At 47.0% G+C, this 25,948-nt stretch carries 27 protein-coding genes; 13 read left to right on the forward strand and 14 right to left on the reverse strand.

Annotated features, from left to right (window positions below; all coding sequences use genetic code 11):
- Positions 1-14: 14 nt before the first annotated feature.
- Complete coding sequence (locus tag L3C95_RS01730; RefSeq protein WP_236384464.1) at positions 15-656, reverse strand: hypothetical protein; 642 nt, start codon at positions 654-656, stop codon at positions 15-17.
- Between the two features lie 110 nt (positions 657-766).
- On the reverse strand, positions 767-1,963 hold the full coding sequence (locus L3C95_RS01735) for an aspartate aminotransferase family protein (protein ID WP_236384466.1): 1,197 nt from the start codon (positions 1,961-1,963) through the stop codon (positions 767-769).
- A gap of 114 nt (positions 1,964-2,077) precedes the next feature.
- Between L3C95_RS01735 and L3C95_RS01740 the strand changes: the two genes are divergently transcribed.
- The 3 genes from L3C95_RS01740 to L3C95_RS01750 are packed head-to-tail and all read left to right on the forward strand — an operon-like array spanning position 2,078 to position 2,972.
- Positions 2,078-2,608, forward strand: coding sequence for a gamma carbonic anhydrase family protein (locus tag L3C95_RS01740; protein ID WP_236384469.1), 531 nt, complete (start codon positions 2,078-2,080; stop codon positions 2,606-2,608).
- A 40-nt stretch (positions 2,609-2,648) separates the two neighbouring features.
- Positions 2,649-2,804 (forward strand): hypothetical protein, encoded by a 156-nt coding sequence (locus L3C95_RS01745; RefSeq protein WP_236384472.1) that lies wholly within the window; start codon positions 2,649-2,651, stop codon positions 2,802-2,804.
- Between the two features lie 15 nt (positions 2,805-2,819).
- Positions 2,820-2,972, forward strand: a complete 153-nt coding sequence (locus L3C95_RS01750) for a hypothetical protein (RefSeq protein ID WP_199654015.1) — start codon at positions 2,820-2,822, stop codon at positions 2,970-2,972.
- Positions 2,973-3,009: 37 nt separating this feature from the next.
- On the opposite strand, the gene rsgA is transcribed toward L3C95_RS01750, so the two are convergent.
- The 5 genes from rsgA to L3C95_RS01775 form a co-directional block, all read right to left on the reverse strand.
- Positions 3,010-3,945, reverse strand: coding sequence for a ribosome small subunit-dependent GTPase A (gene rsgA / locus L3C95_RS01755; protein WP_236384486.1), 936 nt, complete (start codon positions 3,943-3,945; stop codon positions 3,010-3,012).
- A gap of 159 nt (positions 3,946-4,104) precedes the next feature.
- Positions 4,105-5,115: a vWA domain-containing protein gene (locus tag L3C95_RS01760; RefSeq protein WP_236384488.1), complete on the reverse strand. Its 1,011-nt coding sequence runs from the start codon at positions 5,113-5,115 to the stop codon at positions 4,105-4,107.
- Positions 5,116-5,153: 38 nt separating this feature from the next.
- Entirely contained in the window at positions 5,154-6,140 is a 987-nt protein-coding gene (locus tag L3C95_RS01765; protein WP_236384489.1) for a hypothetical protein, read from the reverse strand.
- Between the two features lie 26 nt (positions 6,141-6,166).
- Entirely contained in the window at positions 6,167-7,030 is an 864-nt protein-coding gene (locus L3C95_RS01770) for a DUF58 domain-containing protein (RefSeq protein WP_236384491.1), read from the reverse strand.
- A 51-nt stretch (positions 7,031-7,081) separates the two neighbouring features.
- Positions 7,082-8,080 (reverse strand): AAA family ATPase, encoded by a 999-nt coding sequence (locus L3C95_RS01775; protein ID WP_236384493.1) that lies wholly within the window; start codon positions 8,078-8,080, stop codon positions 7,082-7,084.
- A gap of 312 nt (positions 8,081-8,392) precedes the next feature.
- Here L3C95_RS01775 and L3C95_RS01780 point away from each other — a divergent pair, with 312 nt between their 5' ends.
- The 5 genes from L3C95_RS01780 to L3C95_RS01800 all read left to right on the forward strand — a co-directional run bounded on the left by L3C95_RS01780 (position 8,393) and on the right by L3C95_RS01800 (position 10,918).
- A complete protein-coding gene (locus L3C95_RS01780) occupies positions 8,393-8,734 on the forward strand; it encodes a hypothetical protein (RefSeq protein ID WP_236384494.1) in 342 nt (113 codons plus the stop codon).
- Between the two features lie 39 nt (positions 8,735-8,773).
- A complete protein-coding gene (locus L3C95_RS01785) occupies positions 8,774-9,298 on the forward strand; it encodes a GNAT family N-acetyltransferase (protein WP_236384497.1) in 525 nt (174 codons plus the stop codon).
- Between the two features lie 12 nt (positions 9,299-9,310).
- Complete coding sequence (locus L3C95_RS01790; protein WP_236384502.1) at positions 9,311-9,970, forward strand: peptidylprolyl isomerase; 660 nt, start codon at positions 9,311-9,313, stop codon at positions 9,968-9,970.
- Positions 9,971-10,026: 56 nt separating this feature from the next.
- Positions 10,027-10,407: a glycine cleavage system protein GcvH gene (gene gcvH / locus L3C95_RS01795; protein ID WP_236384516.1), complete on the forward strand. Its 381-nt coding sequence runs from the start codon at positions 10,027-10,029 to the stop codon at positions 10,405-10,407.
- Between the two features lie 121 nt (positions 10,408-10,528).
- Positions 10,529-10,918 carry a VanZ family protein gene (locus tag L3C95_RS01800; RefSeq protein WP_236384519.1) on the forward strand — a complete coding sequence of 130 codons (390 nt, stop codon included), beginning with the start codon at positions 10,529-10,531 and terminating at the stop codon, positions 10,916-10,918.
- 101 nt (positions 10,919-11,019) lie between these two features.
- Here L3C95_RS01800 and L3C95_RS01805 read toward each other — a convergent pair whose 3' ends face one another.
- Together L3C95_RS01805 and prfA are read right to left on the reverse strand one after the other, a co-directional pair.
- Positions 11,020-11,700, reverse strand: coding sequence for an OmpA family protein (locus L3C95_RS01805; RefSeq protein ID WP_236384528.1), 681 nt, complete (start codon positions 11,698-11,700; stop codon positions 11,020-11,022).
- A 140-nt stretch (positions 11,701-11,840) separates the two neighbouring features.
- Positions 11,841-12,905, reverse strand: a complete 1,065-nt coding sequence (gene prfA / locus L3C95_RS01810; RefSeq protein WP_236384530.1) for a peptide chain release factor 1 — start codon at positions 12,903-12,905, stop codon at positions 11,841-11,843.
- Positions 12,906-12,987: 82 nt separating this feature from the next.
- Here prfA and L3C95_RS01815 point away from each other — a divergent pair, with 82 nt between their 5' ends.
- Positions 12,988-14,142, forward strand: a complete 1,155-nt coding sequence (locus tag L3C95_RS01815) for an amidohydrolase family protein (protein ID WP_236384532.1) — start codon at positions 12,988-12,990, stop codon at positions 14,140-14,142.
- 31 nt (positions 14,143-14,173) lie between these two features.
- Positions 14,174-15,265 (forward strand): mechanosensitive ion channel family protein, encoded by a 1,092-nt coding sequence (locus L3C95_RS01820; protein WP_236384534.1) that lies wholly within the window; start codon positions 14,174-14,176, stop codon positions 15,263-15,265.
- Positions 15,266-15,393: 128 nt separating this feature from the next.
- Here the strand turns inward: L3C95_RS01820 and L3C95_RS01825 are convergent, their stop codons facing one another.
- Genes L3C95_RS01825 through L3C95_RS01835 form a run of 3 tightly spaced genes read right to left on the reverse strand, consistent with a single transcriptional unit; the run spans position 15,394 to position 17,557 of the window.
- Entirely contained in the window at positions 15,394-15,912 is a 519-nt protein-coding gene (locus L3C95_RS01825; RefSeq protein ID WP_236384538.1) for a thioredoxin family protein, read from the reverse strand.
- Positions 15,913-15,921: 9 nt separating this feature from the next.
- The gene (locus L3C95_RS01830) at positions 15,922-16,533 is read right to left on the reverse strand and encodes a MerR family transcriptional regulator (RefSeq protein ID WP_236384541.1); all 612 of its coding nucleotides are present in this window, start codon (positions 16,531-16,533) and stop codon (positions 15,922-15,924) included.
- Positions 16,534-16,585: 52 nt separating this feature from the next.
- Entirely contained in the window at positions 16,586-17,557 is a 972-nt protein-coding gene (locus L3C95_RS01835) for a M23 family metallopeptidase (protein WP_236384543.1), read from the reverse strand.
- 281 nt (positions 17,558-17,838) lie between these two features.
- Between L3C95_RS01835 and alaS the strand changes: the two genes are divergently transcribed.
- The gene (gene alaS / locus L3C95_RS01840; RefSeq protein ID WP_236384545.1) at positions 17,839-20,454 is read left to right on the forward strand and encodes an alanine--tRNA ligase; all 2,616 of its coding nucleotides are present in this window, start codon (positions 17,839-17,841) and stop codon (positions 20,452-20,454) included.
- Between the two features lie 162 nt (positions 20,455-20,616).
- On the opposite strand, the gene L3C95_RS01845 is transcribed toward alaS, so the two are convergent.
- Positions 20,617-21,282 (reverse strand): hypothetical protein, encoded by a 666-nt coding sequence (locus L3C95_RS01845; RefSeq protein ID WP_236384548.1) that lies wholly within the window; start codon positions 21,280-21,282, stop codon positions 20,617-20,619.
- A 144-nt stretch (positions 21,283-21,426) separates the two neighbouring features.
- Here L3C95_RS01845 and L3C95_RS01850 point away from each other — a divergent pair, with 144 nt between their 5' ends.
- On the forward strand, positions 21,427-22,449 hold the full coding sequence (locus L3C95_RS01850) for a PDZ domain-containing protein (RefSeq protein ID WP_236384550.1): 1,023 nt from the start codon (positions 21,427-21,429) through the stop codon (positions 22,447-22,449).
- Between the two features lie 476 nt (positions 22,450-22,925).
- Here L3C95_RS01850 and L3C95_RS01855 read toward each other — a convergent pair whose 3' ends face one another.
- On the reverse strand, positions 22,926-24,296 hold the full coding sequence (locus L3C95_RS01855; protein WP_236384551.1) for an aldehyde dehydrogenase: 1,371 nt from the start codon (positions 24,294-24,296) through the stop codon (positions 22,926-22,928).
- Between the two features lie 197 nt (positions 24,297-24,493).
- On the opposite strand from L3C95_RS01855, the gene gatB reads away from it, so the two are divergent.
- On the forward strand, positions 24,494-25,948 hold the full coding sequence (gene gatB / locus L3C95_RS01860; RefSeq protein WP_236384559.1) for an Asp-tRNA(Asn)/Glu-tRNA(Gln) amidotransferase subunit GatB: 1,455 nt from the start codon (positions 24,494-24,496) through the stop codon (positions 25,946-25,948).

Below are 25,948 nucleotides of genomic sequence, written 5' to 3' on the forward strand. Positions count from 1 at the left end.
GATCTGCACCGGTTTTACTCTGCAGTTGCCTGCCGCTCATATTTCCACCACATAATGATACCATACAATATGTGCAACACACCAAAACCGATAGCCCAAAAATAAAGCCCTCTGCGCAAAAAGAAAACATTTAATATGCCAAGTCCTATTTCAGCAATACCCAGGTAACGGATATCAGAGACTGTATACTTGCTGGCATTGAGCAATGCCATACCATAAAATATAAGACAGGAAGGTGCTACCAGTACATCCAGATGATTATATATCAGACCGGCAATAAAAGCACCTCCGGCCAGCATCGGGATGAATGCATTGATAAATACTTTACGGGAAGTCGCATCCCAGACAGGAACGTTGTTTCGCCGGGCTCTCCTCCAGGTGAAATAAGTTCCCCCGCACAGCGCCAGTGCCATCACACTAAACCCTACTATGATCAGTTGCAGCCGGAGCATGGAAAAGTCCGCATCGTCATAATGCCCTCTTACTTCCCAGCGATCGTAATAAGACCGGAACAGGGTGTAAGCGGTTGCCGCACCGGCCAGGGCAGATACGCCAGCAAAGACGCCACTTAATCCGCTAAGGGAAAGAAAACGTGTGCTCCGTTCCATTATGCGCCGGATATCACTTATTGCATCCAGGTGTTGCTGATCTGTCATACTAAAGTACTTTGTACATCAAAGTTACATATTTCAATGAGAAGACAAAATATATTTTTTTGTTATAACTGGGATGTCAACGGAAAACTTGTTGTGACAGCAGGAAGGAGTCAGGCACTAGCTCCCGTCACCTCATTTAACACATCTATGATAATCTTACAAGCCTGCCGGATCTCTTCCTCGCTGATAATCAACGGTGGAGCAATACGCAGACATTCAGGGGCAAAAAGGAACCAGTCAGTCAGCAATCCTCTTTCGATGCAGGCATCAATGACCTTTTTATTCATCGCAAAGCCTTCAAATTCAACGGCCATCATCAGTCCGAGGGAGCGGATTTCCTTAATAGCCGGATGCTGCAGGTACTGGTGAAATAACTGCCCTTTGGCCTTCACCGTATCTACCAGGTTTCCTTCCAGCAATACCTTAAAACCAGCCATACCCGCTGCACAGATCACAGGATGGCCACCGAAAGTGGTCATATGTCCCAGCACCGGCTTGTTGGTGAGGCTCCACATAATCTCTTTATCAGCAATGAAAGCGCCCATGGGCATTCCACCTCCCAGCGCCTTTCCCAGCAACAGGATGTCGGGTACTACACCTGCCTGCTCAAAACCCCACAAAGTACCATTCCGTCCAAGGCCGCATTGTATTTCATCCAATACCATCAAGGTACCGGTGGCAGTACATTTCTCCCGGATAGCCTGCAGCCATTCTTTCTGCGGTACGCGTACACCTGCTTCTGCCTGAACAGTTTCCAGTATAATACAGGCAGTACGCTCAGTGATCTGGTCTACCGCTTCCCATGTATTGTAAGTAAGATGCTGTATATCAGGCAATAGCGGCCTATATGCATTCCGCCAGGTCTCATCTCCCATAATGCTCATAGCGCCCTGGGTAGAGCCATGATAACTCTTCTCAAAAGCGATGATCTCTGTTCTCCCTGTATAACGTTTAGCCAGTTTCATGGCGCCTTCCACAGCTTCAGCTCCTGAATTAGTGAAATAAACACTATTCAGGGATGGCGGCAGATGCTGTGTTAACAACGTGGCAAACGCCACCTGCGGCGACTGGATCAGTTCTCCATATACCAGCAGATGCATGTACTGCTCCGCCTGTTCCTTAATCGCATTTACCACCGCAGGATGTGAATGCCCCACATTACAAACACTGATACCGGCAATCAGGTCCATGATCTTTTTGCCTTCGGTATCCCACATGTACATACCGGATGCCTTCACTATTTCAAGTGCCAGCGGCGCATCTGAAAGCTGGGCCACATGACGTAAAAAGAGTTGTCTGTTATTCATTCTGCCGCAAAAATACATTAAAGAATCAGTCGGGCGCTGATAAGATCCCGGCCCTGCAGGCAGCTTACAGCAGACCTATACGAATTTCTTTACTTTTGCGTTAAAACTTACTATATGCCTGTCATCTTACCGGTTAAAGGAATACTGCCCACAATAGGAAACGACTGTTTTATTGCTCCTAATGCAACAATTGTAGGAGATGTGGTAATGGGAGACCAGTGCAGCGTTTGGTTCAATGCAGTGATCCGCGGAGATGTGAACAGCATCAGGATGGGTAATAAGGTAAATGTGCAGGATGGCGCCGTGATCCATTGTACTTATGAAAAAACAAAGGCGATCATCGGCAACAACGTCTCTATCGGACATAACGCTATTGTGCATGGCTGCACCGTTGACGACAATGTATTAATAGGCATGGGCGCTATCGTGATGGATAATGCACACATTGGCAGTAACACCATCATCGCCGCCGGCGCGGTAGTGCTGGAAGGTACCCAGGTGGAAGCCGGGTCCATCTATGCCGGCATACCCGCCAAAAAGGTGAAAGATATCAGTCAATCCCTGATCAGTGGCGAGATAGATCGCATTGCCAACAATTATCTCATGTACTCCGGCTGGTTTAAGGACACGCCGGAAAGTAAATGACATATTTTAATTATCTTGCATTTAATAATCACCTTGCCCTATGAAAAAACTATTACTACTAATGGTGGTGTGCGGCTTGTTTGCTGCAAGCTGTAAGACAGAGCGCACCGGTTGCCCCAGCAACAACTACTATTCTACTAAAAATGTAAAGCAAAACAAGTCTTCATCCAGACAGATGAATGGCAGAGTATTTTAATTAATACCGCATCCTATGAAAAGACTTTTACTCTTTGTACTGGTGATATCCCTCACCGGACTATCCGCCTGCCGTACGCGGAAAACAGGTTGCCCTACTCCCCGCAAAAACTGGGGGGCCGAGAAACTTCTGGACGAGATGAGCGCTCCCAAAAGGAAAAAACGTTGATACTATTACAGGGCTGGTCCTTTAGCAGGAATAACGATCAGTATTGTTCTTCCTGTATGGACTCCAGGATGGTGGCATAGCTGACATACCTGTTCACGTCAATGTCTCCGGCATTCACCGCCTCTTTCACGGCACATCCGGGTTCGTTGATATGCAGGCAGTTATTGAACTGGCACTGGGGTAAATATGGTAGCATTTCAAGGAAATAATGCGATAGCTCCGTTTTGGCGATATCTACAATACCAAACTCACGTACGCCCGGTGTATCGATCAGTTTACCACCTGCAGGCAGGTCGTACATCTCTGCATATGTGGTGGTATGCAGCCCTTTCCCGCTCCATCCGCTCACAGCTTTGGTACGCAGGTCAAGGCCGGGCAATAAACGGTTGATCAGGGACGACTTACCTACACCGGAATGCCCTGACATCAGGGTGGTCTTATCCTTCATCTCAGCAACTAACTCCTCTATTCCCTGCTCTTTTTCTGCAGACACCAGCAGCACCTTATACCCGATGTCTTCATACAATGCCTGTAGTTCGGCAAACTTATCCAGGTCTTTCTCTTTGTAAATATCCCGTTTGTTGAACACGAGCACCACAGGTATGTGGTACGCTGCGGCCGTTACAAGGAAACGGTCCATAAATCCGTTGGAAGTACGTGGTTCCTTTACGGTACAGATCAGCATTGCCTGATCCAGGTTGGCTGCTACAATATGTTTCTGGTTCTTTTTATGGGGAGAACTGCGCACTATATAATTCCTGCGGTCCACTATTTCCGTGATCATCGCATTATTGGCGGTGGCATCTCCATCCTCCCGCACAATCTCTACAATATCGCCCACAGCAATAGGATTAGTAGAGGTAATATCCTCATCTATTTTCATTACGCCTTTAATTCGGGCCTGAAATACCTCCCCCGTAGTTGCTTTGGCTGTATACCAGCTGCCTGTGGATTTATAAATAGTTGCTTGCAAATTCTCGTCTTAGTTATTTAGGCTGTAAAGTTAGGGGGTTTTTCGGATCAGTTGAAAAGTTACGGGGAAGTTGCGTGGATCGACTACTTCGGCGGAATAGATAAAAAACCAGGCCCCGGGGATTAAATTCCCGGGGCCTGGTTTTTTATGTAAATCATTTTACGGCAGACTTCTGAAAGCTGTGTACCTCAGCACCACTTCCAGCAGCATACATGCCAGCGCCAGCATCGCCAGCGGGAAGAAGTGTTCTGCAAAACGTTTGTAGGAAGTGATCTCTACTTTAGTTTTCTCCAGCTTATCGATCTCACCGTAGATATTTTCCAGCTCTTTGTTGTTGGTAGCCCTGAAATATTTACCTCCTGTTTCTGCAGAGATCTTTTTCATCAGCGGCTCATCCAGCTGTACATCCTGCATCTGCATCTGTATAGAACCATCAGGCATTGTCATCGGGAAAGGTGCTTTGCCTACAGTACCTACACCGATGGTGTACACACGGATCTTGAACGCCTTACTGATTTCCAGTGCTGTGAGCGGATCTATGAGACCGGTATTGTTAACACCATCCGTCAGCAGGATGATCACTTTACTTTTAGCTTTGCTGGTACGCAGACGGTCTACGGAAGTTGCCAGCCCCATACCGATAGCTGTACCGTCCTGCAGCATACCACTTTTTACCAGTGCGATCTGGTTTTTCAGCACACCATGATCTGTTGTGATAGGGCACTGGGTAAAGCTTTCTCCGGAGAAGATCACCAGACCGATACGGTCACTGATACGGCTGTCGACGAAGTTCATCGCCACTTTCTTAGCAGCCTCCAGTCTGTCCGGCTGCAGGTCCTGCGCCAGCATACTACCCGAAATGTCGATCGCCATCACAATGTCTATACCTTCACTGTCGATACTTTCGGAGGTATTGTTGGTTTGCGGTCTGGCCAATGCTACTACCAGAGCGGTAAAAGCCAGGAGGCGCAGTACAAGTAGTACGGGACGCATTGTCACCTTCCATGAAACAGGCAGTCCTTTCAATCCCTGCAGGGAAGACATTTCCATGGCTGCCTGCCGCCTTTGCTGCCGGGCAATGTACCAGTAGATCATCACTGGTATCAGTGCCAGTAGCCCGAAGAAGGCGGGATGGGCAAATTCAATACTTTTCCAGATCGAAAAATCCATTTATTAATAATAATTTCTCTTTTGATGGAGCGACCCGCTTACGCAGGATGCTTTGTTTCTTCTTTCCCGGCTTCTGCTACTGCTGCTTTTTCTGCTGCAGGCTTCGTCCATTCCACAATTTCCTGCGCATGCTGCATAGCACCTTCATGCTCTTCCGGAGATGGTGTCAGTTTTGCAAACTTCGCCAGGTCTGCCAGGCTTAACAGGCTGCGTAGTTTATCACGCTGCTGGTTCAGGATGGTGACTGGTTTGATATGTTGCAATAACTCTTCCGATGTCTGCTCCAGTGCCGGAATATTAAACTGCTGCTCAAAATAGGTACGCAGAATATCCGTAAGCCGGGTGTAATACTGTTTGATATCGCCCTGCTGCCATACCTTTTCCGATTTTAGCTGCTGCAGTTGCTGCAACGCTATTTCGTAAGGTGGCACCACAGCAGCTACAGGTACCGGCGCTACTTTTTTCGGCCTGCTGCGGAAATATACGATGAGGCCTACTGCCACCAGCGCTACGGTAATACCGATGGCAAAGTACAGCCAGTAATCCCAGAAGCTCCAACCTACAGTACGCACACCTTTAATAGGTTTGAACGCTTTTGTGGTATCTACTTCAACGGTATTTACGTCAATGCTTAATGGTCCGGTGAAGGCTGAATCTGTAATATTACCGGCACTTACCAGGTCAAAACGCAGGGCTGGAATATCCCAGCGGCCCGAGTCAAAACTGGTCAGCACAATGGTCTGGCCTAACAGCTTTGTATTTCCCTGTGCAGTGGTATCCAGCGGGGAACGGCGTACTACCTCAAAATGTCCGAAGGAATCAGGGATCTGTGGAAACACCACATTCACGCCTTGCGGAGGCATACTGGCAGACAGCCGAAGCTTCACCTGCTCGCCAAGACGGATCCTGTCAGTATCAGCCTGCGCTTTTACATCCACCTGCTGGGCGGAAGCAACAAAGGGCGCGAGGACGAATCCTAACAGGAAGAAAAAAATAAGACGTTTAACTATAATCGGTTTAACCATGTTAGTACTTGCTCAGCTTTAAACTATCACCTGTTTACGAAAAAGGATTGTAAGGCTTTTACATAATCTTCATCCGTACGTATGCTGATAAGCTCCGCACCACTTTTCTTGAAAGAGTTACGGCAATATTGCACATGCTGATGGAACTGCTGGGTATAATACTGCTGCACTTTCTTGTCAGAAGAATCCACCCACTGACGTTCGCCTGTTTCCAGGTCATTCATCTGGATCAGGCCTACAGACGGCAATTCTTTATCGCGCTGATCGTAAATGTGAACGCCTACCATATCATGCCTTTTGGATGCAATGTTCAGTGCATCCTGGTAACTACCGGTCAGGAAGTCACTCATCAGGAACACGATGCTCCTTTTCTTGTTGGCATTGTTGAAGAAACGAAGTGTCTCTTTGATATTGGTGCCTTTGCGTTTAGGTTCGAACGATATCAGTTCACGGATGATGAACAGGATATGCGATTTACCTTTTTTAGGCGGGATATATTTCTCTACACCATCACTAAAGAAGATAACACCTACTTTATCGTTGTTGTTGATAGCGGAAAACGCGAGTACGGCACACAATTCGGTCATCATGTTCCGCTTGTTCTGCTTGGCGGTACCAAAGATGGAACTTTCACTCACATCCACCATCAGCATCACGGTGAGCTCACGTTCCTCTTCGAAGACTTTTACGAACGGGTGATTGAACCGCGCAGTCACGTTCCAGTCGATGGACCGGATATCATCTCCGAACTGGTATTCCCTTACTTCACTGAAAGACATACCACGGCCTTTGAAAGCACTGTGATATTCCCCTGAGAATATATGATTGGAGAGGCCTCTGGTCTTTATTTCCAGCCGCCTTACTCTTTTTAGTATTTCTGCAGTATCCACCGGTAATGATTAAAATGAATAATGATTCGCACACCTGCCCCACAGCACCTATCAAGGTACTTCAACTGCATTCAGGATCTCGCTGAGGATGTTCTCGCTGGTCACATTTTCGGCTTCTGCTTCATAGGTAAGACCTACACGGTGACGCATTACATCAAAACAGATGCTGCGCACGTCCTCAGGGATCACATAACCTCTGCGTTTAGTGAATGCATATGCTTTAGCTGCCATTGCAAGACTGATACTTGCCCTTGGTGAACCACCATAAGAGATCAGCGGTTTCAGTTTCTGCAGCTTGTAGTCTTCCGGATTACGCGTAGCAAACACGATATCGATGATGTAACGTTCAATCTTTTCATCCATGTATACCTCACGTACCAGTTTACGTGCGGCAATGATATCTGCAGGCTGTACCACCGGATTGATAGTGGCAGTAGCTGTAGGATTCAGGTTCTGACGGATGATGTGACGCTCTTCATCTTTCGTAGGATAACCGATCGTTACTTTCAGCATAAAACGGTCTACCTGCGCTTCAGGCAGCATGTAGGTACCTTCCTGCTCGATCGGGTTCTGGGTAGCCAGTACCAGGAACGGATCATCGAGTTTAAAGGTGGTGTCGCCGATAGTGATCTGTCTTTCCTGCATCGCTTCCAGCAGGGCACTCTGTACTTTTGCCGGGGCACGGTTGATCTCATCCGCCAGGATAAAGTTGGCGAAGATAGGACCACGGCGTACCACAAACTCATTCTTTTGCTGGTTATATATCATCGTACCTACCACGTCGGCCGGCAACAGGTCCGGCGTAAACTGAATACGGCTGAATTTCGCATTAATAGCAGATGACAGGGACTTAATGGACAATGTTTTTGCCAGACCGGGCACCCCTTCCAGCAGTACGTGACCACCTGCCAGCAGGCCGATAAGCAACCTTTCTACCATGTAACGCTGACCAACGATCACCTTACCCAGTTCGAGGTTCAACAGGTCCACAAATGCGCTGGCCTGATGGATCTTTTCGTTCAATTGACGGATATCCGATGTATTCTCCATGCTTATATATTATTTACAAGTTTGCTAAAGTAAACATTCCGGCGGTAAAACCTTACGCCCAGCGCCAGCTTTGCCCGTTAAAATGCTGTTAATAATAACATTATAAATGACAAATTACGAATTACGTTCATGATTATCAGGGAACTGCGGTTTTTCAGGTTTTCCTTATATCAGAAAATGGTCATTCATAAGTCTCACTAACTCATCCGTCCAAATTAATAAAGCCTGAGCATATTTATATCATCTTTTTTTATAACGTACATTTGCAAACGTAACTTCTCCATACGGAGCTCATAATTAAATATTTAGAAGATGCAGGAAGAATTCGCGCAGCAATGGAAACGGGTGGAGGATATGCTGACTGAACGTTTCGGGAAGACGCCGAACATGGAAGCGATCCTTTTTTTAATAGGAATCCAGGAACTGGGCCACATAAAAAAGAAATTCACCAAAGAGCAGAAACAGGACCTCATGCACGTGGCCACCTGTACGCTGCTTAGCCAGAGTGGCTATTATGAACTGGAAGGATATGACAAGGATGGCTGGCCTCATTTTAAAGAAGCCCAACCCGTTCCTAAAATGAATATGGTTGAGCAGGAAAGATTTCTGCAGGAACATATCATTGCCTACTTTGATGATCTTGAGGGGCGCTGACAGCGCTTCTCTTTTTTCTTAAGCAATCAACCCATGACGATGCCTTCACACCATATCGCCCCCATTACTCCCGGACAGCTAGACACATTGGTACAACTGGAAAAGCAGACCTTTACGGAAACCTTTAATGGCACTTATACCCCGGAAGATCTTGCAGCCTTTTTGCGTGATAAGAAAAGCAGGGAAGTCCTGGCCGAAGAAATGGCAAGCCCCGGCGCCCTCTTCTTTATACTCTGGCATCAGGATGCACCTGCCGGTTTCCTGAAGTTAAACCTGCATAAACAACCGGACAGCGACGGACCACTGCCCACACCTGTCATGGAAGTAGAGAAGATATATATGCTGCAACAGTTTCAGGGCCTGGGTCTCGGCAAACTACTCATTGAACACAGTTACCGGATCGCCGCAGAGAACGCGATCACGACAATCTGGCTCGGGGTTTGGGAACATAATCTTAAGGCTATCCGTTTTTATCAGCAACAGGGATTCGAAAAGTTCGGAGAACATTTCTTCCATATCGGAAACCAGGTTGATACCGACTGGCTCATGAAAAAACATTTATAATAAATCACCCGCATGAAAAGACTGCTACTCCTGCTGCTATTGTTACTTTCCTTTGGTACCACTACGGCCAAGAACCGTAAAGTAAAAGTCATCACACCCTATGGCACCATGATCATCCGACTGTATGATCAAACCCCGCTGCACAGGGACAACTTCATTAAACTGGTGAAGGCCCGTTTTTATGACAGTACACTGTTTCACCGTGTTATCAATACCTTCATGATACAGGGCGGAGACCCCGAATCAAAACATGCGCAGCCAGGCGCTATGCTGGGTAATGGAGATGTGAATTATACTATTCCTGCTGAATTCCAGCTGGACCTCTATCATATAAAAGGCGCACTGGCGGCTGCGCGTGATGACAATCCAACCAAAGCAAGTTCGGGCTGTCAGTTCTACATTGTACAGGGGAAGAAGTGGACAGACGAACAGTTGGACCAACTGGAGAAAACCCGCCTGGGAGGCCGTAAGATACCGGTAGATCAAAGGGAACATTATAAGAACATCGGCGGTACTCCGCAGCTGGACCAGAGTTATACGATATTCGGACAGGTAGTGAAAGGGCTCGATGTGATCGATAAGATCGCAACGCAAAAAACTGATGCAAACAATCGTCCGTTAGCAGACGTGCCCATGAAAATTAGATTGATACATAAATTCCTTTTCTTCTAGTATCACTGTTCTCAATTGGAATTTCCTTAATTTTACCGCTTAAAATCAAACTTGCCATGAATTTTCCATCAAACCTGCGTTACACTAAAGACCACGAATGGGTTCTCCTGGAAGGTAATACAGCTACCGTTGGTATTACTGAATTTGCGCAACGCGAATTGGGTGATATCGTTTTTGTAGATATCAATACTGTCGGTAAAGACCTCGCTGCTGAAGATGTATTCGGCACCGTAGAAGCTGTAAAAACTGTATCCGACCTGTTCCTGCCTGTTTCCGGTACTATCAAAGAAATCAATCCGGAACTGGACAGTTCTCCCGAACTGGTGAATCAGGAGCCTTATGGTCAGGGTTGGATGATCAAAATGACCGTTAACAATCCTGCTGATGTAGAAGGTCTGCTGGATGCAGCTGCTTATCAGTCTCTGGTTGGCGAATAATCCGCTCCACTCCACGATATTTTAATAAAAGGTTAAAAAGGATATAACCCTGCAAAGTTTAAGGTTATAAGGTTGTCAGCAACTTTATAACCTTATAACTTTACAGACTAAACTACTGCAGATGCCAGCAATGAGAATTATTCGATATTATCTGCCAGCCATCATCTGGATATTACTGGTACTGTATGTATGTACGATACCCGGTGAGAAGATCCCGTCTTCTCCCTTGTTCGAAAAGATCCATATGGATAAGATCGTGCATTTTGGTCTGTTCGGGGGGACTGTGTTCTTCCTGTGTCTGGGTGTATATCTGCAAAAAAGGGAGCTCTCCAAATTCACCCTCACTATCATTGCCCTTTCAGCGGCATTTTATGGTCTTGCTATTGAATATATCCAGAAGTATATCGCTGTTCGCCGCAGCTTTGACATGAGTGATGTAGCTGCAGATACTGTTGGCGCCATAGCTGGTATCATTGCATTTAACCTGGTTAGAAAGTGGTGGCTGAAATAAGGAGCGATGTGTTTGTAGCCCCGGGGAGACAACCCCGCGAACCAAAAAAAAATGCCCCCGCTTGAGCGGAGGCACCATATAATAATAATATCAGTCAAATATTACTGCTGACCAGATTCTTTCTTCGCCTCAGATTTCATCTTGTCGTTTGCGAAGATGGAGAATTCCACACGACGGTTCTTAGCTTTGTTTTCGTCTGATGTATTAGGCACTTTCGGCTGTGTTGCACCGTACCAGTAAGGTTGTACACGATTAGCAGCTACACCCTGTGCTTTCAGGAAGTTGCTTACTGCAATGGCACGTCTTTCAGATAACTTCATATTGTAATCGTAAGTACCGGTAGTATCTGTATGTCCTTCCACACGTACGTAAGTGTCAGGATATTTATTCAGGATAGTTGCCAGTTCCTTGATGTTTGTTTGTGCCTGTGCAGTCAGATCTGACTTATCGAAACCAAACAGTACGCCGGAAGCAAAGGTTACATTGATACCTTCACCTACACGCTCAACGGTAGCATTTGGTACCTGGTTCTTGATTTCCTGTGCCTGCTTATCCATCTTCTTACCAATCAACACACCAGCACCACCACCAACGGCAGCACCAATGATAGCACCTAAGGCAGTATTACCTGCAGCCTTACCGATAACAGCACCAGTTGCAGCACCACCACCAACGCCAATCACAGCGCCTTTCTTGGTGTTATCCATGCTTTGCCAGGTTTTACAGCCAAATAACATCGATGCGGACAGCACAATAGCTACAATAGGATTTATTCTTTTCATCTTAAATTGGTTTAAACGTTCTTTTAATATGCTAGTTGTTCTTATGTGTTTTCTATAGACAAATATGCTGCCAGTTTTTGAAAGTGGCAGCATACCAGGTAACTAAATATTATTACGCGGGCAAATGTAACATATAATTATCAACCGCCCACTTTCAGTTTCTCCGCATTTTCGGCAAACTGGAGCGCCTGTACCATTTCCTGGATCTCACCATTCATGAAAGCATCCAGATTATATATGGTCATACCTATACGGTGATCGGTTACACGGCCCTGTGGATAATTGTAGGTCCTGATCTTGGCGGAACGGTCGCCGGTAGACACGAGACTTTTACGCTGTGACGCAATAGCCTCTTCATGTTTACGTACCGCCGCTTCATAGATACGGCTACGCAGCATCTTCATGGCAATATCCCTGTTGGAGTGCTGGCTGCGCCCTTCCTGGCACTCTACTACCACACCGGTAGGTATATGCGTCAGACGTACAGCAGATTCCGTTTTGTTTACGTGCTGCCCACCAGCACCGGAGGAACGGAAGGTATCCATCTTGATATCTGCGTCCCTGATATCTACGTCCACCTCTTCTGCTTCCGGCAGAATGGCCACGGTAGCAGCCGAAGTATGCACACGGCCCTGCGTTTCAGTGGCCGGCACACGCTGTACGCGGTGTACGCCCGATTCAAATTTCAATGTACCATATACATCATCTCCGGTCACTTCCACTACCACCTCTTTATAACCACCCACAGCGCCGGCAGTCTCACTCATGATATTGGTGCTCCAGCCCTTCATCTCACAATAACGCAGGTACATACGCAGCAGGTCTCCGGCAAAAAGGCTGGCCTCATCACCACCGGTACCACCACGGATCTCGAGCATGGCGTTCTTTTCATCCTGCGGATCTTTAGGGATCAGCAGGTTACGGATCGTTTCTTCCTGTTCAATCTTCTGGTTCTGCAGGGATTCTGTCTCCTCCTTTGCCAGTTCCCTCATTTCCTCATCGCCACTTTCCAGTACTTCTTTATTAAAAGCGATGCTGTCAAGTAGTTTCATATAGGCATCATACGCCTTTACGATCTTTTCCAGCTGGCGGTATTCCTTACTCAGCTTGCTGAACTGTTTATTGTCGCTAACTACCTCAGGGTTAGTTAATGCCAGCGATACCTGCTCAAAACGGCCCTTTATCGCATCAAGTTTATCTATCATAATTATCTTTGTTGGGAGGATATGAATAATCTCAGGGCTATTCACCTCCTCTGACTGGGCGCAAAATTAATATAATTACTACATGTCTCAACAGCTGAAATTTAAGGGTACGGCATTATTTAACGGGCGGCAGTTATTGCCCGGCAGTATGGTACTGGTATTGTCTGATAAGGGCATCGTCCAGGATATTGTGCATGAAAGTATGGCGGGCGACGATGTACAGCAGCTGAACGGCCTGCTGAGCCCCGGTTTTGTTAATACCCACTGCCACCTGGAATTGTCCCATCTGAGCGGAGCTGTACCCCGGGGAACCGGTCTCCCGGCATTTTTGACGAGTGTCATGGAAAAGAGAGCGCAGCAGGATGCCCTGGCGCAGGAGGCAGCCATGCAACAGGCGGCCACAGCCATGTGGGAGAGTGGTATCAGCGCCGTTGGCGACATCTGCAACGGAACGGCCTCCCTGGCATTTAAAAAGGATACTCCTATATATTACCACTCTTTCATAGAGTGTATGGGGTTTGTTCCCGGCTTTGCTCAACAACGCTATGAGTACAGCCTGGATGTACTCAGGCAGTTCAGGGAAGTAAACGGGCCCGGACATTCCTGTTCCATTGTGCCGCATGCTCCCTATTCAGTGAGTGAGGCGCTTTTTTCACTTTTATCCAACACACCTGATAATACGCCCATCAGCATCCATAACCAGGAATGTGAGGCAGAGAATAAGCTCTACCAGGATAAGACAGGCGCTTTCCTGGATTTTTATCAGCATTTCAATATGGACGCATCGGCTTTTACTGCCACCGGCACTAACAGCCTGCCCGCATGGTTACCCTGGTTCAAACAATTGCCAGTACTGTTGGTACACAATACTTATACTACGCAACAGGATATTGCCTTTACGAGGGAACATGCGCCTCAGGCTTACTGGTGTCTCTGCCCTCAGGCAAATCTATATATAGAGAACCGTATGCCCGATGTAGCGCTGCTCCGCAGTCAGGGGTGTACCATTACCCTTGGAACAGATAGTCTGGCCTCCAATCATCAGTTATCTATCTGGCAGGAAATTCAGACCATACGGAAGTACTACTCAAATATTGCACTGGAAGAAATTTTACAATGGGCAACGCTGAATGGCGCGAGAGCACTGGGAATTGATGGTAAATATGGCAGCTTTGAAAAGGGCAGACAACCCGGTGTAACATTAATAGATGAGAAAGAAAGTCGCAGGATTCTCTAATTTCGCGACCAGAAGAATGCAAACGTAAACTATGAATAATTTTCTAGACCAGGTTATACTTGGCAACCCTATCCAAAACTATTTTATACTGGCAATTATATTGCTGTTTGTTTCCATGATCAAGCGCTACCTCTCAAGATGGCTGGCTACCCAGTTATATAAAGAGGTAAGACGCTGGGCGCCCGACATTGCTCAGCATGAGTTTTCGCACCTGCTGCTGGTACCATTGGAGTACTTCCTGCTACTGGTTACCTTCATGCTGACGGTAGATCACCTGAACTTCCCTCCGGAGCTGGATGTACTGGTATACAATGGTTATACATTGAAGCTGCTGCTTCACACCATCATGGAGCTGGCGCTTACGGTTTCTATTATATGGATCGTATTGCGGGTGATCGATTTCATATCCCTTATGATCAGCAAAAGCGCAGATCTCTCGCACGATATTACTGACAACCAGTTTATCGTGTTCTTCCGCGACTTCTTTAAAGCGATCGTTTTCATCTTTGGCGCCATTGCCTTTATACGCATCCTCTTCGGTGCAGTACTGGTGAATAAGATCATCGCGGGTCTCGGTATCGGTGCTGCGGCACTTGCACTGGCTGCCAAGGAAAGCATAGAGAACCTGATCTGTTCCTTTATCATTTTCTTTGATAAACCTTTCCGTGTAGGCGACTCAGTAAGGGTAGATTCCTTCCAGGGCAATGTTGAAAAGATCGGCTTGCGCAGCACGCGTATCCGCACACTGGAAAAGACATATGTCACAGTACCCAACAAAAAGATGGTGGACAGTGTGCTGGATAATCTGTCACTGCGTACACACCAACGTGCGGTACTGCGAGTGGAAGTAGCAGGCGATACCCCTGCTGATAACCTGATGCAGGTACTGCAGGATATCAAACAATTACTGACTACGCACGAAAAAATACAGGAAGGTTTTATTGTGAACCTGAATGATTTCACCAAAGACACCTACGTTATTCAGATCATCTACCTGACGCAGGTTATTGAAGGAGTACCATACAATGCCCTCCGTAATGAGATCAACCTGGCGGTAATTACCATCCTGGAAAAAAGAGATGTGAAATTATCCAGTACAAAAGTGGAGATACACGAAAAATAAAAAGGGATGTAGTCTAATAAACGAACGTCCTTATTAGCGCATAAGATTACCCGATTTCATCAGGTACCAGATAAAAAGCCCGTATCAAAGTGTGATACGGGCTTTTTGTTTATACTGGATAATTAAACTCAGTCTTTATCTTTTCTGTTTGCTTTCAGCAGGATCTTAGCCATATCGCTTTCCAGAGATTCACCGACTTCACCGCTTACACGACCGATCTCTTTTCCTTCACGGAAGAAGATGAACGTAGGCAGCTTCTTTACTTTATAATCCTGCGGTGCATCGCTGCTCATTTTTTCATCAGCACCATAGGTCAGCACCTGTTCTTCAGGGCTTCCACCGAGTATCATGATCTTATATAAAGCAGGCAGCAGCTGGCGGCTCTGATCTTCCCATGTACCTACTACGGCCACCACATTGAATTTACCGCGATTATCCTTGATGTAGTTCAGCATATTATCATTAGGCTGATATCCGTTCACACCGGTATAGAACCAGGCAAAAGCGCTGTCATTCATTAGTGTCTTCATGTCTATTTTTCCTTTCAGCGTTTTTTTACCATTGGATGCGCGGTTTGCTGTGGTTTGCGCCCATGTCAGGGTTGACAGTAACAGACCGCCAACCAGTAGTAGTGATTTCAATCGCATAATGTAAGTTTATAATTGTTCCTTCAGTTCAGTTAGAAAACCCTTTACCTTTAGCAAAGCTTGTACCATTTCGAAACTGCGGGCTGCGAGTTTGCGGTCTTCTTTTAATTTCTGCTTCGCGCCTTCAATGGTGTATTTTCTTTCTCTTAGTAAATGATAGATAAGTTTCAGATGCTGAATATCCTCCTGGCGGAATAGTCTGTCTCCTTTACGGTTCTTTTTAGGCTGTAAAATATCGAACTCATTTTCCCAGTAACGGATCAATGATGTATTCACACGGAACATCGTTGCCACTTCACTAATTGAGTAGTATTGCTTATCCAGCGGGATGGCATCCAGGGATTTCATCAGGTCCGGATCATCCGCTACTTCTTTCAATGATTTCCTGCCACGTTTTTTTTGTGGCGGCTGTGTGGCGGTAACAGACGTACCTATGCCGGTAAAAGGAACGGGAGGGAGATTGTCAGGCGGCATCTGCACCTGTATCTTCACTGGTATCTCCACCTCCGGCAAGGGTTTGGGAGGCGGCTTCTGAACAGTAACCTGCTCCTGTACCGGTTCAGGTACTGGTGGTTTCGGTTTCGGATCCGGTGAAGAAAAAAGGTCCAGTTGTTGCATCATGGCACCAAATTACAAAATTCTCCACTGTTATTGCAGGTTCAGCTTTAACAAGTTAGTCGAACGACTGATTGCCGGAGGCGGCAATTTTCAACATACGGTCAAACTCTTCCGGTGAGAGGTCGTTAAAGAAGAAGTATACAGGATCAACTTTTTCTCCGTTTTTCACTACTTCATAGTGACAGTGAGGTCCGGTAGATTTACCGGTGCTACCTACCCAACCCAGTACTTCGCCGCGTTTTACAACAGCGCCGGGTTTCACTTTGATGCGCAGCATGTGGCCGTATAATGTCTTATAGCCATAGCCATGATTGAGCAGTACGTGATTGCCATAACCGACAGCGCTGGTGCTGGCATCTTCTACAACACCGTCGCCGGTGGCATAAATAGGCGTGCCGGAAGGAGCTGCGAAATCAAGGCCGGAGTGATATTTTACAGTTTTATAGATGGGGTCAATACGATAACCGAAACCGGAAGCGATACGTTTCAGGTCTTTGTTTGCCACAGGTTGAATAGCCGGAATAGACGCCAGCATTTTCTGTTTATTCTTTACCAGGTCGTCGATCTTTTCGTAAGATTTTGCCTGTGTGGCTATGCGGTGCAACAATTCCTGCAGCAAAGCGCCGGTACTGGCAATGATTTCGCTGCTGGAGAATGATTGTAACTGGGTCAGCTCTTCCTCTTTTTCCCTGCTACCCGCCCGGGTACTGTCAGGAATAGGAGAGGCTTCGAAAATAACACGGTAGATCTCATTATCGCGGTGCTCCAGTTCGGACAGCTTAGATTTTACCTCGTTCATCCGGTTCTCCATGGCCTCATAGCGCTCATTCATCACCTCTATCTCCCGCCGTAACCTTTTCTCTTTGGGGGAATCCAGTACACGATAGGATACGGACAGGAATATAAACCCTGTTACGATGGCAGCGGAGACGAACCCCAGTATTCTCAGCAGTTTCACCCGCATCGATACTACGAGCTTCTCATATTTTAGCGTCTGTGTATTGTAAAAGTATTTTACCTTCTTCATGTACCGGCCTTAAGCATTTAAGCAGAACCTACATCCCGATGGAAGTCCTTTATGTTACTTTTAATAGGGTTACAACAGATATGGATGAGAGGTGTATAGATTTTTCAATATTTTTGCACTCCTTCCGCTGGGCGGCAGGGTGTGCAAACCTAAGGGAAATAGAGTAAAAGGGCAATCTTTTGAGTGTCAATTTTCTAAATACCACTAGTTGGCTTAAAATACAAATTAAAGCCATTTAGGTGACACAAAATTATAATACATACTAATTATTTCAAATACTTATGACAGCTCCTGAGATTCGTCAGCAATTCCTGGACTTTTTTGCGTCCAAAGGGCACCATATCGTGCCTTCTGCTCCTATTGTAGTAAAGAACGACCCTACCCTGCTGTTTACCAACGCGGGCATGAACCAGTTTAAAGACTACTTTCTGGGCAACAGGGCGGCGGCCTGGAAAAGAGTGGCGGATACCCAAAAGTGCCTCCGTGTAAGCGGGAAACACAACGACCTGGAAGAGGTGGGCATCGACACCTACCACCATACCATGTTCGAAATGCTGGGTAACTGGAGCTTTGGCGACTATTTTAAGAAAGAAGCGATCGCCTGGAGCTGGGAACTGCTCACCGAGGTATACAAACTACCAAAAGACCGTCTCTATGTAACTGTTTTTGAAGGAGATGCAAGTGAAAACCTGGAAAAAGATCAGGAAGCCTTTGACTTCTGGAAAGAGCACATTGCAGAAGACCGCATCCTGATGGGTAAGAAAAAAGACAATTTCTGGGAAATGGGGGAAACCGGCCCCTGCGGTCCCTGCTCGGAAATCCATGTAGACTGCCGTCCGGACAATGAAAGAGCCCAGGTAGACGGTAAGACCCTGGTAAACGGAACCAACGCCCAGGTAATTGAGATCTGGAACAACGTATTCATGCAGTTCAACCGTCTGAAAGATAAGTCCCTTGAACCCCTCCCAGATAAACACGTAGATACGGGTATGGGCTTTGAACGCCTGGTGAGAGTGATTCAGGGTAAAAGTTCTAACTACGACACAGATGTATTCTCCGGTACTATCGAACATACTGAGAATCTGACCGGTTTGAAATATGGCCGTACCGACAGCAAGCAGGACGTGGCTTTCCGTGTTATTGCAGACCACATCCGTGCTATCTGCTTTGCTATCGCCGATGGCCAGCTGCCTTCCAATAATGGTGCGGGCTATGTGATCCGTCGTATCCTCCGCCGCGCGGTAAGATATTACTTCTCCTTCCTGAACCAGAAGAAACCTTTGCTGCATGAACTGGTGCCCGTACTGGCACAGCAGTTTGCCAACGTATTCCCGGAACTGCAGCAGCAGGTGGACTTTGTTGCCAAAGTGGTATTTGAAGAAGAAAATAACTTCCTCAAGACCCTCGATAGTGGCATCCGCAGGATAGAAGACTTCATGGGCGGCGCCAAACAGAAATCTGTTGATGGCAGAACAGCCTTTGAACTGTATGATACTTACGGTTTCCCATATGACCTCACCAGCCTGATAGCAAGTGAAAACAGCTTCAGTGTTGACGAGAAAGGCTTTGAAGCTGCCATGCAGGAACAAAAAGACCGTTCCCGTGCTGCAACTCAACTGGACATGGGCGACTGGACCGTGCTGGACGAAAACCCGGTATCTGTTTTCGTGGGCTATGAGCTGTCGGAAGCAGAGACCTCCGTTACCAAATACCGTAAGATCAAGGCAAAAGGTAAGGAACAGTACCAGCTGGTATTGTCCCAGACCCCTTTCTATGCTGAAAGCGGCGGACAGGTGGGAGACACCGGTACCCTCACCTTCAAAGGTGAATCTATCAACGTGACAGACACCAAAAAGGAAAATAACCTGATCGTTCACTTTGTAGATAAACTGCCTGCAGATATTACCACTACTGCCAAAGCGGTGATCAATAAAAAGAACCGTCAGTCTACCACGCTGAATCACTCTGCCACCCACCTGTTACATGCGGCGCTCCGCCAGGTACTGGGTACCCATGTGGCACAGAAAGGTTCCCTGGTAAATCCTGAATACCTGCGCTTTGACTTCTCTCACTTCGCCAAAGTGACAGATGAAGAGCTGGAAAAGATCGAAAACATTGTCAATGAAAAGATCCGAGCCAACATCCCGGTAGTTATTAAGGAACTGCCGAAAGATGAAGCCATGCAACTGGGCGCTATGGCCCTCTTTGGCGAAAAATATGGCGATGTAGTACGTGTGGTGATCATGGATCCTGCTTACTCTGTAGAGCTTTGCGGTGGTACCCATATCGGTGCTACCGGCGAACTGGGTCTCTTTAAATTCACATCTGAAGGCGCTGTAGCTGCGGGCGTACGCCGTGTTGAAGCCTTAACCGGCAGCAATGCGCTGGCATTTGTAGATGCACAGTTAAAACAGCTGAAGGACATCAAAGCAGCCCTCAAGAATCCGAAAGATCTTATCGCTGCCGTAGAGACCCTGCTCCAGGATAAAACATCCCTGGAAAAACAGCTGGAAGTACTGGAACAGGAGAAAGTACGCCAGTTATCTGCCGGCCTGCAAAAACAGGTAGAACAGATCAATGGCATCAACTTCCTCGGTAAGATCGTAGATGTAACTAATGCGGATGCGCTGAAACAACTGTGTTTCACCCTGAAGAGTGAAATAGAGAACCACGTGTTCGTCTTTGCTGCAAACATCGGTGGTAAAGCGAATGTGGCCCTCATGATCTCTGATAACCTGGTAGCTGAAAAAGGTCTCGAAGCGCCGAAGATCATCAAGGAGAAGATCGCTCCGATCATCAAAGGTGGCGGCGGCGGACAGAAATCGTTCGCAACTGCCGGCGGACAGGAAGCGGGTCAGCTGGATCAGGTGATCTCGCAGGTGAAGGCGATTTTGTAGTAAAGAAGATAACATTTGGACATAAAAGGGGCCTGTATCAAAGTAGGATACAGGTCCTTCTTATTATATACCTGATGATTACAATGTTTGTGCGTTTATAAGAACGTGCATTTATTTCCGCCATATTTCCTACTTTCTTTATGCCGCAAACTGGCCCTTGTATTACTTCTTCTCATCGCTGGCCGGAGGCGGTGCCGTTATTCGAAGAGGCTTTGAACGAACAGCTTCAGAGAATTTCATCTGATATCTCTGCTCTATTTTCCTGCGCTCACGCTTTGTTTTAGGCACCGGTGCACCCATAAACCCCATGACAACTACTTCCTCGTCTATTTCCGTGTCGATATCAAAGGTGGTTTTCAGCACGGTTTCACCCAGATCTGAAAACAAGCCCACCTTTCCTGCTACAGGTAATTCGGTAGTGTCTCCATTGTCTTTATTATTAACCGCCGGCACTACCGGTGCACCGGTGGTATCTCTTCGTTCTATCTGTCGCATATCCTTCATTTGCCCATGACTCGCCACGGCATTTGATGCTACACCTGCCGCCAGCGCTGTACTCACCAGTAAGGCAGGTACCAAGGCATTCGCTCTTTCTTTTTCCAGTGCCAACAGGTCCCTGTTAAGCTGACTTTCAGTGAAACGTCCACATACAGGCCCGCTGCTATCAAGGAAAAGCCTTACTACTTCGTGGTCAGCCAGTTTGGTGAAATCGACTATTTTCCTGGAACAATGATCGCAGTATCTTCCATCATCCATCGGTTTCATGTTTTCCCAGGACTGTTCACAGGGCAACGGGATCTCTACTTTAAATGGCATGCTTCTTTTCATAGACAAAAACAGGGATTTCATCAAATGTACCTTTTGTTACGTATCAATACTTCCCCTCTTCGCCTATTTTAACTTTTCGTTTATTATAAGCCCTCCTAAATTTGCCTTGTTAACTACAATTCACTATATAAAAAGGAGGATATTATGAGCAAGCTATTGCAGACCCTCACACTGGCAAGCATTACCTGCTTTGCTTTCAGCTCTGCCACTGTCGCTCAGGATAAAAAGAGCGATAAACTGGGAGAGTACGATGAGATCGTTATCAAACGAAACAGTAACAAAGATGGAAAGGTAACCATCGAGATCAAGGATGGCAATGTACTGGTAGACGGGGAAAAAATGGATGCTTATAAAGATGGAGACATTTCTGTATACAGACGCCGTATCAGGCCTGTAGATGGTAACAACTTCAATTTTGCTCCCCGCGGAGGAGTTCAGCTTTTCAACGACGATGATGATGACGATACTGCCGGCGGCATGATGGATATCAAGCCAGGCAAGGCTGTGCTGGGTGTGTTCACTGAAAAGAAAGAAGCCGCAGGCGCCACTGTTCGTGATGTGGCCAAGGAAAGTCCTGCTGAAAAAGCAGGCATCAAGGCTGGTGACGTCATCACCCGTGTAGATGCTGATAAGATCAGTGAACCACAGGACCTGTTTGAAAAGATCGGCGCCCACGATCCCGGCGATAAGGTAACCATCACTTACCTGCGTGATAAAAAAGAGTATACGGCTACTGTGACCCTGGATGAGAGAAAAGACGCCGGTACACTGGAACTTTTCCCCCGTGGCGGCGCTCAGGGCTTCCGTCGTGCTCCGCGTGGAGAATTTAACTTCGGAGATAATTTCCCTGGTGGTCCTAACCGCTTCCGTGGCTTCAACGAAGATAATGACGCCAAGCTGGGATTGTCCGTACAGGATACTGAAGATGGTAACGGTGCAGAGGTACTGAGTGTAACACCTGGTTCCGCCGCTGAAAAGGCCGGATTTAAAGCCAAAGATATCATCACAGAGCTGGCAGGTGATGATGTTAATTCTACCCGCGATGTAGCGAATGCTTATCGCGCCAATAAGAATAAAGGTACCATCACTGCCCAGGTGAAAAGGGGCGGTCAGCAGAAGACATTAGAAGTGAAAGTACCTAAGAAATTACACAAAGCAGATTTGTAAGCCAGATAAGCCGTCAACATAAAAAGGATGCTTCTCCCTCAGAAGCGTCCTTTTTTTTATGTCCTTAAGGGAATATTATAGATTCTCTCCAGTATAGATTCTCTCCAGAGGCATTTTATTATGTGACCAGGCAGATATCATTCTTTTATCTACTGTAAAAACTCGTTATATACATCCTAATACATAATCAAGTATTCAAACAGTCGTTGTAAAGCTGCTACTATAGCTTGTTTCCTGATATAACCCATATATAACCCATATATAAGCCATATATGTCCCATATATAACCCATATTTATAGAGGTATGGGTTATATATGGCTTATATATGGGTTGACGATGGATTATAGATGGGTTATTCTACTGAAAGAACAGACAGAACACTGGCTTAGGAGTACGATAAGACCGTATTCCCAGGCTGGTATATAGACCATAAGATTTTGCTTACTTGGCGGCTGAAGATGCCGCCGGGTGTCGATTATCTCATCAGCCAGCGGACTAATTTCAGCTTATTCCTGAAAGGCGGATACTTCATGGCTACATCTATCCAGGTGCCGGTTTTCATGATACTTTTGGGGTGTGTAAATGTCGTAAAACTGTATTTACCATGATATTGCCCTATCCCACTATGCCCTACGCCGCCGAAAGGCAGTTCAGGGTTGGTAAAATGCCCGAGGGTGTTATTGATACATCCTCCGCCAAAACTAAGCTGCTCAGTTACAGCCTTTTCCGTGCTGATTCTTTTGGTGAACACGTATAGCGATAATGGCTGCGGTTGCTGCCTGACCAGCCGGATAGCTTCTTCCAGGGTGCTGAAACTAAGCACCGGCAGGATAGGACCGAATATCTCATCCTGCATGACGGGACTGTCCCAGCTGACGTCATCCAGTAATGTGGGCGATATAAACAGCTCGTTTTCATCTGCTATGCCTCCGTGCAGCGCCTTCCCCTGCTGTAGATAACTATTCAATACGCCAAACCGTTTGGTATTGATGATCCGCGCATAGTCCGGGCTCACTGCAGAATCTTCCCCGAAGAATCTGACAATCGCCTTCTTCATGGCCGCCACCAGTTCCTCTTTCACGCTGCTGTGTACCAGCACATAATCCGGCGCAATACAGGTTTGCCCCGCATTCCAGAACTTTCCCCATACTATACGCCTGGCGGCTACCCTGATATTCACCTTATCGTCCACAATAACAGGAGATTTCCCGCCCAGCTCCAGTGTCACAGGTGTCAGATGAGGGGTTGCCAGCTCCATGACCTTGCGGCCGATGGCAGCGCTTCCCGTAAAGAATACATGGTCAAAACGATGTTGCATCAGTCCGGGGATGACCACACTACCGTCTCCCTCTACGGCGGTGATATAAGCCGGGTCAAAGGTTTCCCTGATAAGGGCTGTTATTACTGCGGATGTTTTTGGCGCCAGTTCAGACGGCTTTACTACCGCACAGTTCCCACCGGCAATGGCCCCTGCCAGTGGCGCCATGATCAGCTGAAAAGGGTAGTTCCAGGGCCCGATGATGAGGGTCAGCCCCAGTGGCACACGGTGGATCTTACTCTTGCTGGGATACATGATGAAGGGGCTGCTCACATCTTCCGGTTTCATCCACCGTTTGAGATTGCTGAGCAGGTACGCGATTTCGACATAAAGAAACCCTATTTCGCTGCTGTAAGCTTCGACGGGGTGTTTGTGCAGGTCGGCATGTAAAGCGGCCAGAATATCCTTTTCCCGCTTTTTAATGGCCAATTTCAGCAGCTTAAGCTGGCGGCGGCGGAATTTATAGGGTAGCGTCTTACCGGACGCAAAAAAAGCCTGTTGTACGTTATAAACATCCTGGGTATTCATACTACCTGAAAGGTACTGAAAATGATAAAAGTGGAGATTGTTCGCTTATGCTCTAGGGAGGTATAGGAAAACAGAATATAGGTTGAATGGTTCTGTACCACAAGAATACTAAAATTTTGTTAAATTCCAATAATATTCTCCGGATTCCCCTTTCTACCCTTCATTATATATATTTGCGCTAATAGCAGAAGATCATCATGAGCGCAGCCATCGATTTTGACAAATATGAGGTAGTAATTGGCCTGGAAGTACACGCCCAGTTACTGACAGAAAGCAAATTATTTTGTGGAGACAGTGCAGCTTTTGGAGGCGCGCCTAATACACATATCAGTCCCATTACACTGGGGCATCCGGGTACGCTTCCCATGCTGAACCGCAAGGCAGTGGAATACGCCATCCGCCTGGGACTGGCCTGCCAGAGCAGGATTGAAAGGGAAAACTATTTTGCCCGTAAAAATTATTTTTACCCCGATCTCCCGAAAGGATACCAGATATCACAACATACAGCCCCCATCTGCGATGGAGGCATTGTCACCATTCCCGTTTCCGGCGGCGAAAGACAGATCAAACTGAACCGCATCCACCTGGAAGAAGATGCCGGAAAGTCCATGCACGACCAGGATCCGTCCTTTACCATGGTGGATTATAACCGCGCCGGTGTTCCCCTCGTGGAGATCGTGACAGAACCCGACCTGCACAGCAGTGACGAAGTATACTCATTCCTGACCACCCTGCGCAGGCTGGTACGCTGGCTGGATGTATGTGACGGTAACATGGAGGAGGGAAGTATGCGCTGTGACGCCAACATTTCCATCCGCCTGAAAGGAGAGACCAGATTGGGTACCAAAGTAGAAGTAAAGAACCTCAACTCCATCCGTAACGTAAAACGCGCGGTAGAGGGAGAAATAAAACGCCAGATCACTATTGTGGAAAGCGGCGGCACCATCATGCAGGAAACACGGAGCTTCGATGCCGGCAACGGAACATCATTCTCCCTGCGTTCCAAGGAAGAAGCGAACGACTACCGCTATTTCCCTGAGCCTGACCTGGCGCCTTTTCATCTGACAGACGAATACCTGGACAGCATACTGAAAGCACTGCCCGAACTGCCGGATGCAATGGTACAGCGGTATGTAAGCCAGTACGGACTGCCCGAATACGATGCCCGTGTGATATGTGATGACAAGGCAACGGCCGACTATTACGAACAGGTAGCAACGATCATCCCTGCACATAAAGCAGTGGCCAACTGGTTACTGGGGCCGGTTAAATCCACCCTCAATGATCAGGGTGTATCCATGACCGAATTCCCATTAGCACCAGCTGCATTGGCCGGACTGATACAACTTGTTGAAGATGGAAAGGTCAGCTTCTCCATCGCCTCTTCCCGCATCTTCCCGGAACTGTTGCAACACCCTGCAGAACAGCCATTGGATATTGCTACCCGCCTTAACCTTCTTCAGGATAACAATGCAAACAACATTGCACCTATTATTGATGAAGTCCTCGCTAAGTATCCGGATAAAGTAGCCGAATTCCGCGGTGGTAAAAAAGGATTGATGGGCCTCTTTGTAGGAGAGGTGATGAAACTCTCCAAAGGCAAAGCTGATCCTAAACTGACAAACCAGCTGCTGGCAGAAAAACTGAAATAA

Source organism: Chitinophaga filiformis (assembly GCF_021646545.1).
Classification (GTDB): Bacteria; Bacteroidota; Bacteroidia; order Chitinophagales; family Chitinophagaceae; genus Chitinophaga; species Chitinophaga filiformis_A.